This is a genomic window from Paenibacillus sp. FSL L8-0708 (genome assembly GCF_038009325.1).
Lineage (GTDB): Bacteria > Bacillota > Bacilli > Paenibacillales > Paenibacillaceae > Paenibacillus_AQ > Paenibacillus_AQ odorifer.
The window spans coordinates 2454270-2467648 of record NZ_JBBPBC010000001.1; the positions used below are offsets into that span (position 1 = coordinate 2454270).

The following is a 13379-nucleotide window of genomic DNA, read 5'->3' on the forward strand; positions in this document are numbered from 1 at the left end:
TGAAGATGCAGCATTTTGAAGACAGTATTTATAACCTTATCGTAGAAACTTCCACGAATTTGCCGGGAGATGTACGCCGGGCAGTTGCAAAAGGTCGCGCGCTGGAAGACAGGGCTACCCGGTCCGGTCTTGCTTTAACCACGATTGCGCAAAATATCGGAATGGCTGAGCAGCAAGTGTCTCCGATCTGTCAGGATACGGGAATGCCTACATTTATCATTCACACCCCTGTGGGAATCAATCAGATTGAGATGAAAAAAGATATTCATAATGCCATTGTACGAGCGACCAAGAATGGTAAACTTCGTCCCAATTCTGTAGATTCATTAACAGGTGAGAATAGCGGAGATAACTTGGGTGCAGGCACACCAGTCATTCATTTCGAACAATGGGAAGAGGATAAAATAGACGTTAGACTTATTCTGAAGGGTGGAGGCTGCGAGAATAAAAATATTCAATACAGTCTCCCGGCAGAATTAGAAGGACTCGGCAAAGCGGGCCGGGATCTGGACGGAATCCGTAAATGTATTTTACACGCGGTATATCAGGCGCAGGGACAAGGCTGCAGTGCCGGTTTTATTGGCGTGGGTATCGGCGGTGACCGTACGACTGGCTACGAGCTGGCTAAGAAGCAGCTGTTCCGCAAAGTGGAGGATGTTAATCCAATAGAAGACCTTAGTAAGCTGGAAGACTATATTATGGAGAATGCTAACAAGCTTGGAATTGGCACGATGGGCTTTGGTGGTGAAGTATCGCTGCTGGGCTGTAAGGTTGGCGTAATGAATCGTCTGCCAGCTAGCTTTTTCGTATCCGTTGCTTATAACTGTTGGGCCTTCCGCCGCCAAGGGGTGCTGGTTGATCCATCCACAGGCAATATAGAGGATTGGTTGTATGAGAGTGGTACAGGGATATCTGTAGATGATGAAGGGGCACATGAATCTGAAGCAGTAATTGCTGAGGGAGCTAACAGCCCAGCCTCTGAATCGCGGGAAGTACGTCTTACAACGCCGATAAGTGAAGAGGATATCCGTAGTCTGCGTGTTGGAGACGTGGTTATTTTATCCGGTGAAATGCATACAGGCCGTGATGCTTTGCACAAATATTTAATGGATCATGAGTCTCCGGTAGATCTGGAAGGGGCTGTGATTTATCATTGTGGTCCTGTGATGATGAAAGATGAGGAAGGCTGGCATGTAAAAGCTGCGGGCCCAACTACGAGCATTCGTGAAGAGCCTTATCAAGGCGATATTATCAAAAAATTTGGAATCCGTGCAGTCATCGGAAAAGGTGGTATGGGTCCAAAAACGTTAAAAGCCTTACAGGAGCACGGCGGGGTATACCTCAATGCGATTGGTGGAGCCGCCCAGTATTATGCAGAGTGCATTAAGAAGGTCAACGCTGTTGATTTTATGGAATTTGGTATTCCTGAGGCGATGTGGCATCTCGATGTGGAGGGTTTTGCAGCGATTGTGACGATGGATGCTCACGGCAACAGTCTGCATGCGGATGTGGAAAAAGATTCTGCAGCTAAATTGACTCAATTCAAGGAGCCAGTGTTTAAATAAATGGGGTTACAACCGGTGGATAAGTCATGAGGAAGGCAGATTCTCTGAATGGCTTTTCCATGGGTTTTAATCAAATTATAAGGATTTATATGTCCAGACTATAAATGATCTTTAAGGAACGCCGAAGGCGTTTTTACCTGTCTAAAGGAGGACAACGAATGGCACCACATTATATTAGAAATGGGTTTCTTAACGTTACGCCGTATTTTATTGCGGAAGATGCAGACCAATTGATAGATTTTGTTGTGCACTGCTTTGATGCCAAAATTATTGATATGCTGCGAAATGATGAGGGAAGGATTAGGCATGCCGAGGTCAGAATCGGTGATTCCATCATTGAGATTTCCGAAGCGAATGAAAAGTATTCACCGGTACAGCTTGCCATTCATCTTTATGTAAGAAATGTTGATGAGACCTACCGCAAGTGCCTGGATGCCGGGGCTTCTATTATTGAAGAACCACTGGATAAATCCTATGGAGAAAGAGGAGCAGGGGTTAGAGACCGTCAGGGTAATCAGTGGTTTCTTGCCACCCGTACAGAATAAACTCATGTGTTTTTACAAAAGTAATACAAAGTAACAGTCCAGAGTTAATCAACTCGGGCTGTTATTTTTATATAATCTACTCTGGGGGGCTTATGTCACGGTCATAGTCGTACTGGTATTTTGAAGAAAATGAAGTTAGGATAAAAGATACAATGATAAAGGGAGAGGCAAATTTCAGATGAAACCGTTTCGCGCTCGTCTTACGTTTATACTTATGGCCTTAATCGGTATTTCCATGATTGGTACTGGATTTACGATGGCTCATCTGTTTAAGAGCTCCCATATAACTGCTCTGGAAGAGAATATGTCCCGGGAAATAAGCTTGCTCTCAGGCACACTGGAATTTGTTGATATGAATTCTTCGAATGCGATCCCGTATTACACTGAACAGGCGGAGCATATTTCTAAACTTTTAGATTCTCGGATAACGTTTATTACAAAGTCGGGTAAAGTAATTGGCGATTCTGAGAAAAACCCCTTGGAAATGGACAACCACTCCAATCGTGAAGAAGAGATAGGGGCTGCGAAAGAGGGAACTGGACGGGCAATCCGTTACAGCGAAACTCTAAAGCATGAGATGTTATATGTGGCTGGAAAGGTAACTTCTGATCAGGGATTTGACGGCTATATTCGGGTCTCAATGGGACTTGATGCTGTAACGCAAGGTCTTAAGCATGCTTGGATGATCATGGCTGCAGGTCTAATTATCTTGTTCTTGTCAGCAACTATTGTGAGCTATAAAGTAGCTTCAAGCATGACTTCCCCGCTGGAGCAAATCACAAGAGTCGCCCGGCGGATTACCGATCTGGATTATGATGCCAGAGTTCATTTGAAGCGTAAAGATGAAGTTGGACAGCTGGCTACAGCGATTAATGCGATGGCAGACAGTCTTCAAGACCAGCTTAAGACGATTCGTGATAATGAGGATCTGCTGCAAAGCGTGCTGGATAATATGACGGGCGGCATCATAATGATCAATGCGGAAGAAGAGATTGCGCTGCTTAATCGAGCTTCAGAGCGAATGCTTGATGTCAGTAACGGTGAAATGGCGGGTCATTCGTACAAAGAGTTAAAACGGCATTATGAGCTAACCCGTCTGCTTGAAGAAGGGGTGTTAAGCCGGGAGCCGATTCATGAAGAACGAAGTATTTATAACCCAAGAGAGCGAATTGTACGGATGGACGCGGTTCCGATGATCCAGGATGGTACGTACAGAGGTATGCTTTTCCTATTGCAAGAGGTTACGGAAATTCGCCGTTTGGAGCGGATGCGTAGTGAATTTGTAGCTAATGTATCGCATGAACTCAAGACTCCGGTTGCAGCGGTCAAAGGGTTTGCCGAGACCTTACTGGGTGGCGGAGTTAAAGATGAGAAGACGGCGAGATCCTTCCTGCAAATTATTTATGATGAGAACGAGCGTTTAAATCGCTTGATTGGAGATATTCTGGAATTATCTAAAATCGAATCTAAACGGGTGCAGCTCGATTGCTCACCGGTTCATATCATTGAATTCTTTGATTCCGTGCTGGGAACCATCAGTAAAGTCGCTGAGAAGAAAAACATTAGTCTTAATGTAGAGGTTCCTGAGGAGCTATTCATTGAGGCGGATGAGGATAAGCTGCGTCAAATCTTTATGAATCTGTTCTCTAATGCGATTAATTACACACATGAAGGCGGAAACGTAAAGGTCTACGTTAAGAGTCTACTGAAACCAGACGGCTCCGAAAATGTTCAATTTACTGTTAGCGATACAGGTATGGGGATTCCTAAAAAAGATCTGCCGCGTATTTTTGAACGTTTTTACCGGGTGGATAAGGCAAGATCCAGAAGCTCCGGCGGAACGGGATTGGGGCTGTCTATTGTGAAGCATTTGGTAGATATGCACCATGGAGTGATTTCAGTTGAAAGTGATTTGGGAATCGGCAGTTCCTTTGTGATTGAATTGCCTTTACTGCAGGAAGAAAAGACCGATTAGATTTTTGTAAATTCACTTTTTCAATTTTACACTAAGTTAACATTACGGTGATATGATGGTTTTGTTGCTGTTTTGTAAAAATCAAACTATATGGAAGACGGGGGAACCTATGGCTCAACGATTGCTTGTCATTGAAGACGAACCGACACTAGCCCGGCTGCTGTCCTATAACTTAACGCAGGAAGGTTACGAGGTGACGGTAGAGGATCATGGAACGGCAGGATATGATCGTGCGACGAGGGAACCTTTTGACTTGATCGTATTGGATCTGATGCTGCCAGGAATGAATGGCATTGACATCCTTGATAAATTGCGTGGACAAGGTATCCGCACACCTATTATCGTATTGACTGCTAAAAATGCTGAAGAAGATGTGGTTAGAGGGCTGAAATCCGGTGCTGATGATTATATAACCAAACCTTTTGGGGTATCCGAATTGCTTGCAAGAGTGAGCGCTGTATTGCGGCGGATTTCCGGTCTTGCTGAGGAGGCTCCACAAGAGACACCTATATCTGCTTCTACGATCATTCTGGGACAACTGGAAATCTATCCTGAGCGGTATGAAGTTTCCTTAGGTGGACATAGCATTAACCTGCGACCTAAAGAGTTCGAGGTATTGTTATATTTGGCTCGTAAACCAGGGGTAGTGCTGACAAGAGATGATCTTATGAACGCTGTATGGGGCTTTGATTATATTGGTGGACAGCGCACCGTTGATGTGCACGTAAGTTCACTTCGTAAAAAGCTTGAGCTAGATCCAGAATCCGTCCATATCGATTCCATTCGAGGTGTAGGTTATAAATTAGTTGTTAACAAAAAGAGAGCTCCGGTCATTTAGCATGACTGGAGTTTTCTTCTTTATCCCGTTCATAAACAAGATTCAGGTGAGATTACACGCCGAATTGTAGGGAATACTATCACGTGGACTAATTCATCTTCACCAATTTTACATTGCGTTAACATTTCTCTCCAACTGTATTTACATTAAAAGCTTATTATGGAGAACGAAGATGATGAGAAGGAGACGTAAATACTAATGAAATCCATCATTGACATAGAGAAACTTGATCTCTACTATGAGTCATTTCACGCACTGAAGAATGTGAATCTGCAAATTCCGGAGAAACAGGTTACTGCTTTTATTGGACCTTCCGGTTGCGGAAAATCCACTCTGTTGCGCACGCTGAATCGTATGAATGATATGATTCCTGGTACACGTATTGAAGGAACTGTAAACATCGGCGGCAAAAATATTTATAGTGACGAGGTAGAGGTAGAAAGCCTGCGTAAGCAGGTGGGCATGGTATTCCAACAGCCCAATCCTTTTCCAAAGTCGATTTACGACAATGTAGCTTATGGTCCTCGCCTGCACGGCATTCGTTCAAAGAGCGAACTGGATGAGATTGTAGAGCAAAGTCTGCGTCATTCCGCGCTGTGGGAGGAAGTTAAAGATTTTCTGAAAAAATCTGCCCTTAGCTTGTCCGGCGGACAGCAGCAACGGCTGTGTATCGCCCGAGCTTTGGCAGTACAGCCGGATATTCTGCTCATGGATGAGGCAACGTCTGCACTTGATCCTGTGTCTACGCTCAAGATAGAGGAGCTTGTACAGGAATTAAGAAGTAAGTATACAATCGTTATGGTTACTCATAACATGCATCAGGCGGCACGTGTATCTGGTCGAACCGTGTTTTTCTTGAATGGTGTAATTGTAGAGGCGGCGGATACAGAGGTGTTGTTCTCTACTCCTAAGGATTCCCGCACCGAAGATTATATTTCTGGACGTTTCGGCTGATACGGGCTACAAGGGCGCTCGTCCTTGGAAATGGCAAGCTGACCATACATTAATGAGGAGGATCGCTCTTACTATGATTCGCAGAAAAGAATTTGATAAAGATTTGGAAGAGCTGCGCAGTCTGCTGCAGCAGATGGGTGAACATGTAATAGATGCTCTTGGTGGAGCAATTGTTGCTTTACAGAATCTTGATACTGTGCGCGCTCAGGAAATCATTAAAGCAGATTTGCAGCTGAATGCCATGGAAGATAAAATCATGGAAATTGGCTCACGGCTAATTATTACACAGCAGCCTGTAGCAAAAGATTTGCGCCGCATTATCGTTGCTTTCAAAATATCTAGCGATTTGGAACGTATGGGTGACTTGGCTATTGATGTTGCGAAAGCAACTATGCGCATCCATGGACAGCAGCTGATCAAGCCGCTTGTAGACATTCCACGTATGGCGGAAATTGTGACGACCATGATTGATGAGGCTATCCAGTCTTATCTGGATGAGAACACGGATCTGGCTTATAGAATGGCACAAGATGATGATCAGGTCGATCAATTATATGGTTCGATGATCAATGAGCTATATAGTTATATGGTGGCAAAACCGGATTCTGTATCCCAAGCTATGTTATTAACGCTGGTAGGCCGTTATATTGAACGGATTGCCGATCATGCGACTAACATTGGTGAGAGTGTTGTTTATCTGGTCACAGGCAGCCGTCCGGACTTGAATCAGTAATTTGCACTTACACAGCTTTTGTTATATCTTTAGTTAAACAAGTAGCCGCCCTTTTAAAAGGGCGGCTACTTGTTGTATATCCTTAACATATCAGCTTATCCCACTGTTTAGGTTGGTAAAGCCGTTTCTACTTGTACAGGGCATATGGTAAGATGTAAGGAGTAAGCATGAAAAAGGCGAGGTGCACTATGGACAAGTTGATACTTATAGATGGAAACAATATTATTTACCGTGCTTTTTTTGCGATGCCCCCGCTGACGAATACAGCAGGGCAACAGACAAATGCGGTGTACGGATTTACAACGATGCTGCTTCGTTTAATCGAAGAACATAAACCGACACATATGATTGTCGCTTTCGATGCAGGGAAAGTTACTTTTCGGCATGAAGGTTATCAAGATTATAAGGGCGGCCGGCAAAAAACACCGCCGGAACTCTCCGAGCAGTTCCCTTTGTTGAAGGAATTGCTGACTAATTTAGGTGTACCGCAGTTTGAAATTGACAATTATGAGGCTGATGATATTATTGGCACCATTTCACGCCAGGCGGATGAAGCGGGACGGCAGGTTATGATCGTGTCGGGAGACAAGGATATGTTGCAGCTGGCCTCTGAGCATACGACCGTTGCCTTAATCCGCAAAGGGGTCACCGAAGTTGAGCTTTATGGGCCGGAACAAATCCGGGAGAAATATGACCTAACCCCTGAGCAGATCATTGATCTTAAAGGGCTGATGGGCGATGCAAGTGATAACATCCCGGGAGTACCCGGCGTAGGTGAGAAGACAGCTTTGAAGCTGCTGCATCAATTTGGATCAGTGGAAGGTGTCTTAGCTGGAACCGGTGAGCTAAAGGGTAAAATGAAAGAGAAACTGGAAACCCATGCGGAAGATGCGGTGATGAGCAAAAAATTAGCGACCATCTATCGCGAAGTACCGCTTGAGCATTCGTGGGAAGACATGGTCTTCAATGGAATTTCAGCAGATACAGCCGGACCAGCGCTTGCCAAGCTGGAATTTAAATCATTGTTGGAACGTTTGTCACTTAGTGCCTACGCTCCTGTTGCCGAGGGTGAGGAGAGTACTGCTGAAGTAGAAGCTGAGGCACTTGATATTACGATCGTAAGTGAAGAAGAACTTAAGGAGCTCAGTGAAGCCCTGGCTGGTATTTCGGCGCTGCATGTGGAATCGTATGGAGATAATCCGCATCGTGCCGAGGTAATCGGAATAGGATTGTCCTCTCTGGAGCGGCATTACTATGTGCCGTTTGAATTACTGCATAAACCGGCCGCTGCGAAGCTGCGTGATTGGCTAGGAGATGAAAAGGCTCCGAAAAGTGGATATGATCTTCACCGCGCTGATTTGGCTCTACACTGGCAGGGAATTGCTTTTGCAGGTGCAGCCCATGATGTGCAGCTGGCGGCTTATTTGCTTGATCCTACGGAGGCTAATCAGAATCTAAATGATCTCACTGCTAAATACGGCTTGCCGCGGCTCTCTCCTGATGAAGAGGTATTTGGTAAAGGTGCCAAATACAAAATCCCTGAGCTTGAAGTTTTAGGAAATCACGTTGCACGAAAGAGTGCAACGGTTCTTGGAATCGCACAGAAGCAACAGCAGGAGCTGGTGGAGACCGCAATGACAGGGCTATTCGAGGATCTGGAAATGCCTTTGTCCCGGATTTTGGCGGATATGGAGAAACAGGGGATTGCAGTCAATGCTGGTGATCTTAAAGAGCTTGGAAAAGAATTCGAGGCGCAAATTTCCAAATTGGTCAGTGAAATATACGAGATTTGTGGCACTGAGTTTAATTTGAACTCACCAAAGCAGCTGGGTGAAATCTTGTTTGTAAAGCTAGGTCTGCCTGTCGTCAAGAAGACGAAGACGGGTTATTCCACGGATGCCGAGGTGCTTGAGAAACTGGCGCCATACCACGATGTGGTGCGTTTGATTCTGCAATATCGCACAATTGCAAAGCTGCAATCTACCTACGTAGAGGGGCTGCTTAAAGAAATTTCCCCGAACACAGGGAAGGTGCATACATTCTATCGGCAGACAATTGCCGCTACAGGACGGCTTAGCAGCCAATTCCCGAACTTGCAAAATATCCCGATTCGTCTAGAGGAAGGACGCAAAATCCGCAAGGTATTCGTTCCGTCCGAACCGGGCTGGTCCATCTTAGCAGCCGACTATTCGCAGATCGAACTGCGTGTGCTGGCACATATTTCCGGTGATGAGCGGATGAAGGAAGCCTTTCTGCATGATATGGATATTCACACGAAGACAGCGATGGATGTGTTCGGTGTGACCGCAGAACAGGTGGACAGTAATATGCGCCGTGCCGCAAAAGCCGTTAACTTTGGGATCGTCTACGGGATCAGTGATTACGGTCTCTCGCAGAATCTGAATATTCCGCGTAAGGAAGCCGCGCAATTTATTGAACAGTATTTTGAGGTTTATCAGGGTGTGCGCCGCTATATGGACGATATTGTAGTGGAGGCACGAAAGTATGGTTATGTGACCACATTGCTCGAACGTCGCCGTTATCTGCCGGAGATTAATGCGAAGAACTTTAATCTGCGCTCTTTTGCGGAGCGGACAGCAATGAATACACCTATACAGGGAACAGCAGCGGATATAATCAAGCTGGCGATGGTGCATATGGACAAGGCGTTATTTGATCGTGGGCTTAAGAGCCGTATGCTGCTTCAAGTACACGATGAGCTTGTATTCGAGGTGCCAGAGGATGAAATGGAGCTTATGAAGACGCTTTTGCCGGAAGTAATGGGTGGAGCCCTAAAGTTATCTGTGCCGCTTAAGGCAGAGGTCAGCTTTGGAAGTAACTGGTACGAGGCGAAATAGACTCCCTTTAAGGTGTGCATATCAGCTATAATGTAGTTGAGGTGAAGACATCATGCCGGAATTACCGGAAGTAGAGACAGTCAAGAGAACACTTAATGAGTTAGTTAATGGAAAGCAGATAGAGAATGTAACCGTCCGGTTGGCGCGGATTATTCAGCGTCCGGATGATATTCAGGCTTTTGCCCACCTGCTGGCAGGTCATAGCATTGTAAAAGTTGAACGAAGAGGAAAGTTTTTGCGTATTGTGCTGGATGGTCTGGTGCTTGTGTCACATTTACGGATGGAAGGCCGTTACGGACTTTTTTCAAATGATGACCCACTGGACAAGCATACACATGTGATTTTTCATTTTACGGATGGAACTGAGCTGCGTTACACGGATGTTCGCCAATTCGGGACAATGCATCTTTTTCAGATGGGAGAAGATCTTCAGCTGCCGCCTTTAAATAAGCTGGGGCAGGAGCCGCTGGAGCCTTCTTTTACACCGGAGAGGTTTAAGCAGATCGTGTCCGGTAAAAGCACCAAAATTAAATCGCTGCTGCTTAATCAGGAATATATCGTCGGCATCGGCAATATTTATGTAGATGAGTCGTTGCACCGTGCGGGTATCCATCCTGAAGACAGCGCCAAAGCGCTCACGGACAATCAATTGGACAAGCTGCATCATGCTATTGTAAGCACGCTGGCCGAAGCGGTTAACGCCGGAGGTTCATCTGTTAAGTCATATGTTAATGGCCAAGGTGAGAGCGGTACGTATCAGCAGCAGCTATTGATTTACGGTCGTAAAGATCAGCCGTGTAGTAACTGCGGAACGATGATTGAGAAGACGGTTGTAGGCGGTCGTGGCACGCATTATTGTCCAAATTGCCAGCGTCCGACTGTTCACTGAATTTGTTGAAATAATAAGGTTGGCACCCACTACTTGTCCCGCCCATATACTGTGTGAAGAATGCTTAATAGAGAACGGAAGCTGAAACGATAAAATTTCAGTTTTCCGGTTCTACACAGGAGGGATTGCGGGTGCTCAGCCCATTATTTTCACTGCTATTGCTAGCGTTTGCCTTGAGTTTGGATGGTTTTGGTGTAGGAATTACATATGGGCTGCGTAAAATGAAAATACCACTGCTCTCCGTTCTGATTATCTCGCTCTGTTCGGGGGTAGTTATCTGTGTATCGATGCAGGTTGGGGTTTTGCTTGCCAAGGTAGTGTCTCCGAATGCAGCTTCTATAGTTGGTGCGGTTATACTTGTGCTAATGGGATGCTGGTCGCTTGTTCAGATGCTGATGCAAAAAGAGAAAGATGCAGATGGCGGACGTAAAGCTGAAACGGTAGATAAGGGCTCATTTTCCGAGCAGGCTTGGGCAGAGGTAGCTGCTGATTCTGAAGCGGGTACAGAACCTGTTATGAATGATGAACCGTTGAAATCAGCTGTTTTTTCACTTGAGCTTCGCCGTTTGGGGATTGTAGTACAGATCTTGCGTACCCCGTCTTCTGCGGATATGGATGCCTCAGGAAGCATCTCTTCGATGGAAGCGATGATACTGGGGATTGCGCTCTCTCTGGATGCTTTTGGGGCTGGACTTGGCGCAGCGCTGCTTGGCTTCAATCCGATATGGACATCACTTACAATAGCTTTGTTTAGTGGTACATTTCTATTGCTGGGTATGAAGACTGGACTTAGATTTGCCGGGAACTACTGGATGAAGCATGCTGCCGCATTACCAGCGTTATTATTAATTGCAATGGGAATACTGAAGCTATTATGAGGTGAGTACATGATTATAGGCTTAACCGGAGGAATCGCATCCGGAAAAAGCACAGTGTCTGCACTGCTTGTGAACAAGGGAGCGAGGCTGGTTGATGCCGATGTGATCGCCAGAGAAGTTATGCTTCCCGGGCATGAAGTGTTGGCGGCTGCTGCTAAGCAATTCGGAAAAGAGATCCTTTTTCCGGATGGAACACTGAATAGGGCCAAATTAGGTGAAATCGTCTTTCAAGATCCTGTGGCCCTGCAAACCTTGAACAATTTGACGCATCCTGCTATCCGGCAGGAAATCAAAGACCGTATGTACAGCATGGAGCAGGAAGAGCCGAAGCGGCTTATTATTGTGGATATTCCGCTTCTTTTTGAATCAGGGCTTGAGACCCTGTTCCATGAGATTGTAGTAGTCTACGTTCCCCGTGAAATGCAAATTGCTCGATTAATGGAACGTAATAGGCTCTCTTTAGAAGAAGCAGAAGCGCGATTGAATGCACAGATGGATATTGAGCAGAAACGTAATAAAGCGGACTACATCATCGACAACAGTGGCGATCTTGCGTACACTGAGCAACAGGTTGCTGTGTTTTGGGACAGGCTGGGTTTATCATGAAATGGCTACGTAAAAAAAGAGTACTGCTTCTGCTATTTGTGGGTTTTACGGCAATATTGTTTCTGAGTACTAACTGGATGTCGTGGTTTTATCCCATCCATTTTAAAGATGAGATTCGCAAGCACAGCATCACTTATGAGATAGACCCGTTTCTTGTAACCGCGATTATTCGTGTAGAAACGAACTTCAAAACTGGACGAGAATCCAAAAAAGGCGCACTAGGGCTGATGCAGCTTATGCCGGATACCGCGAAGTGGGCGCTGGAAAAGGCCAAGCTTCCAAACGTATCTATGGAAGAACTCAAGCATGAGCCTTCGGCTAATATTGAACTGGGTACATGGTATCTTTCAACTTTATCCCGTCAGTTCGAAGGTAAACGTACAGCAATTATCGCAGCCTATAATGCTGGGCCCGGAAAAGTTCAACGCTGGTTGGACGAAGGGGTCTGGGATGGGACAGATGCAACCATTAAAGATATTCCCATTGGTGAAACCAGGCATTATGTACAGCGCGTTAATTATTACTATGATCAGTACACGGACATTTACAAAGAATTTTAATTTCTACCGTGTTATGTATAAAAAGAAGTATTAAACGACCTGTAGGTCGTTTAATACTTCTTCAAAAAGCTTATGTTGGTCAGGTTATTTGTATTGACCTGCCAGTTGTTGTTCTGCCAGGGTTACAAGACGTTTAGTGATGTAACCACCGATCGAACCATTTTCATAAGAAGTTTTATTGCCTTGGTAACCATCTGGGGAAAGCGTGATTCCTAGTTCTTGGGCAACTTCGTATTTAAGTTGTTCCAAGGCACCGCGGGAATTTGGAGCTACAAGGTTATTGGAGTTGTTGCTTTGGCTCATTGCTGTTCACCTCCTCTGTTGGTAACTGTATTATGTGCCGGACTTGCCATTATCATTACAAGAAAAAAACGGTGATTTCTGGAAATAATTAAAAAGCCGTTCAAAAGCCGGATTTATAACGTGCCGGGACCCATACCATTATGTAATAGGAAGTGATGAAGCTTATGAAATGCCCTTACTGCGATCACACAAATACTAAAGTGCTGGACTCGCGACCAGCGAATGAAAATAAGTCAATCCGTCGTAGGCGTGAATGTGAGCGTTGCAGCAAACGTTTCACTACTTTTGAAATGATTGAAGAAACGCCACTCATTGTAATTAAAAAAGACGGCAGCCGTGAGGAATTCAGTCGTGATAAAATACTCCGCGGTCTCATCCGTGCTTGTGAGAAACGGCCGGTTTCTGTGGAACGTCTAGAAAAGATCGTGTCCGAGGTTGAGAAATCTTTGCGCGGCATCGCCGTTGCGGAAGTGGAAAGCCAACAGATTGGTGAATTCGTGATGGAGCAGCTCTACCCAGTAGATGAAGTGGCTTACGTTCGTTTTGCGTCCGTATATCGCCAGTTCAAGGATATTAATATGTTCATGAAGGAACTCAAGGGGCTGCTATCCAAGAGTACGGGAGAATTAGAGGGATTATAGGGTTTTGTCCAGTTAGGGCGTTACAGCCAATCCT

At 45.3% G+C, this 13379-nt stretch carries 13 protein-coding genes; 12 read left to right on the plus strand and 1 reads right to left on the minus strand.

Translation table 11 applies throughout. The features are described from left to right. Positions 1 to 5: 5 nt before the first annotated feature. The 11 genes from NYE58_RS11555 (at position 6) to NYE58_RS11605 (ending at position 12401) form a co-directional block, all read left to right on the plus strand. Positions 6 to 1565 (plus strand): fumarate hydratase, encoded by a 1560-nt coding sequence (locus NYE58_RS11555; RefSeq protein ID WP_076125145.1) that lies wholly within the window; start codon positions 6 to 8, stop codon positions 1563 to 1565. A gap of 158 nt (positions 1566 to 1723) precedes the next feature. After that, entirely contained in the window at positions 1724 to 2110 is a 387-nt protein-coding gene (locus NYE58_RS11560; RefSeq protein WP_076124919.1) for a VOC family protein, read from the plus strand. A 178-nt stretch (positions 2111 to 2288) separates the two neighbouring features. After that, a complete protein-coding gene (gene pnpS, locus NYE58_RS11565; RefSeq protein WP_076124920.1) occupies positions 2289 to 4085 on the plus strand; it encodes a two-component system histidine kinase PnpS in 1797 nt (598 codons plus the stop codon). Between the two features lie 109 nt (positions 4086 to 4194). Then, positions 4195 to 4923 (plus strand): response regulator transcription factor, encoded by a 729-nt coding sequence (locus NYE58_RS11570; RefSeq protein WP_036678951.1) that lies wholly within the window; start codon positions 4195 to 4197, stop codon positions 4921 to 4923. Positions 4924 to 5121: 198 nt separating this feature from the next. Further along, positions 5122 to 5877 carry a phosphate ABC transporter ATP-binding protein PstB gene (pstB, locus tag NYE58_RS11575; RefSeq protein ID WP_036678954.1) on the plus strand — a complete coding sequence of 252 codons (756 nt, stop codon included), beginning with the start codon at positions 5122 to 5124 and terminating at the stop codon, positions 5875 to 5877. A gap of 73 nt (positions 5878 to 5950) precedes the next feature. After that, positions 5951 to 6610 carry a phosphate signaling complex protein PhoU gene (phoU, locus tag NYE58_RS11580; protein ID WP_036678957.1) on the plus strand — a complete coding sequence of 220 codons (660 nt, stop codon included), beginning with the start codon at positions 5951 to 5953 and terminating at the stop codon, positions 6608 to 6610. 188 nt (positions 6611 to 6798) lie between these two features. After that, positions 6799 to 9468 carry a DNA polymerase I gene (polA, locus tag NYE58_RS11585; protein ID WP_341001909.1) on the plus strand — a complete coding sequence of 890 codons (2670 nt, stop codon included), beginning with the start codon at positions 6799 to 6801 and terminating at the stop codon, positions 9466 to 9468. 52 nt (positions 9469 to 9520) lie between these two features. Further along, complete coding sequence (gene mutM / locus NYE58_RS11590; RefSeq protein ID WP_076124923.1) at positions 9521 to 10357, plus strand: DNA-formamidopyrimidine glycosylase; 837 nt, start codon at positions 9521 to 9523, stop codon at positions 10355 to 10357. A gap of 131 nt (positions 10358 to 10488) precedes the next feature. Next, positions 10489 to 11235, plus strand: a complete 747-nt coding sequence (locus NYE58_RS11595; protein WP_076124925.1) for a manganese efflux pump — start codon at positions 10489 to 10491, stop codon at positions 11233 to 11235. A gap of 9 nt (positions 11236 to 11244) precedes the next feature. Next, positions 11245 to 11841 carry a dephospho-CoA kinase gene (coaE, locus tag NYE58_RS11600; RefSeq protein WP_076220141.1) on the plus strand — a complete coding sequence of 199 codons (597 nt, stop codon included), beginning with the start codon at positions 11245 to 11247 and terminating at the stop codon, positions 11839 to 11841. Next, a complete protein-coding gene (locus tag NYE58_RS11605) occupies positions 11838 to 12401 on the plus strand; it encodes a lytic transglycosylase domain-containing protein (protein WP_076124928.1) in 564 nt (187 codons plus the stop codon). Before coaE ends, NYE58_RS11605 begins: the two co-directional genes overlap by 4 nt. Before the next feature lie 84 nt (positions 12402 to 12485). Here the strand turns inward: NYE58_RS11605 and NYE58_RS11610 are convergent, their stop codons facing one another. Continuing rightward, positions 12486 to 12704 (minus strand): alpha/beta-type small acid-soluble spore protein, encoded by a 219-nt coding sequence (locus NYE58_RS11610; RefSeq protein WP_036678974.1) that lies wholly within the window; start codon positions 12702 to 12704, stop codon positions 12486 to 12488. A 164-nt stretch (positions 12705 to 12868) separates the two neighbouring features. Here NYE58_RS11610 and nrdR point away from each other — a divergent pair, with 164 nt between their 5' ends. After that, positions 12869 to 13345, plus strand: coding sequence for a transcriptional regulator NrdR (gene nrdR / locus NYE58_RS11615; protein WP_036678976.1), 477 nt, complete (start codon positions 12869 to 12871; stop codon positions 13343 to 13345). Positions 13346 to 13379: the final 34 nt, after the last annotated feature.